This window comes from Pedococcus sp. P1_H8 (assembly GCF_056405175.1).
In genome coordinates this window covers 1-701 of the sequence record NZ_JBFUCP010000040.1, presented here as the reverse complement: position 1 = coordinate 701, position 701 = coordinate 1, and the positions used below count along the sequence as shown (strand labels likewise).

1 protein-coding gene is annotated in these 701 nt (G+C 76.3%); it reads left to right on the top strand.

Annotated features, from left to right (window positions below; genetic code table 11):
- A partial coding sequence (locus tag AC1DYG_RS18700) for a PTS fructose transporter subunit IIB (protein WP_477641371.1) occupies positions 1-701 on the top strand: 701 nt, incomplete at both ends.

Genomic DNA, 701 nt, shown 5'->3' with positions numbered 1-701 from the left:
GGCCCGCGCGCTCGTGCGGCCCGAGTTCGTCGCGTCGCTGCGCGCGGCCCCGGACGCCGACGCGGTGGTGGCGCTGGTGCACGAGGCGCTCGGCCTCGAGGTGCCCGGGCAGGCCGCACCGGCCCCCGCACCCGCGGCACCGACGCCCGTCCCCGCCGCACCGTCGACCTCCGCGCGCTACGTCGTCGCGGTCACCGCCTGCCCCACCGGCATCGCCCACACCTACATGGCCGCCGACTCGCTGGTCGCGGCCGGCGAACGGGCGTCGGTCCCGGTGCGGGTGGAGACCCAGGGCTCGAGCGGCGGCACGTCGCTGAGCCCCGAGGTGATCGCCGGCGCGGCCGCCGTCATCTTCGCCACCGACGTCGGCGTCAAGGGCCGGGAACGCTTCGCGGGCAAGCCCGTCGTCGCGTCCGGCGTCAAGCGCGCCATCAACGAGCCCGACGTGATGCTCGCCGAGGCCGTGCGGGCCGCCGACGACCCGTCCGCCGCCCGGGTGGCCGGCACCGCCGCCGGAACCGACACCGCCGAGGCGGCCTCGGACGTCGGCTGGGGCACCCGGCTGCGCCAGATCCTGCTGACCGGCGTGAGCTACATGATCCCGTTCGTCGCCGCGGGCGGCCTGCTGATCGCGCTCGGCTTCCTCTTCGGCGGGTACGAGATCTCCAGCGGCGCCAAGGAAATCGTCCTCGACAACTCGC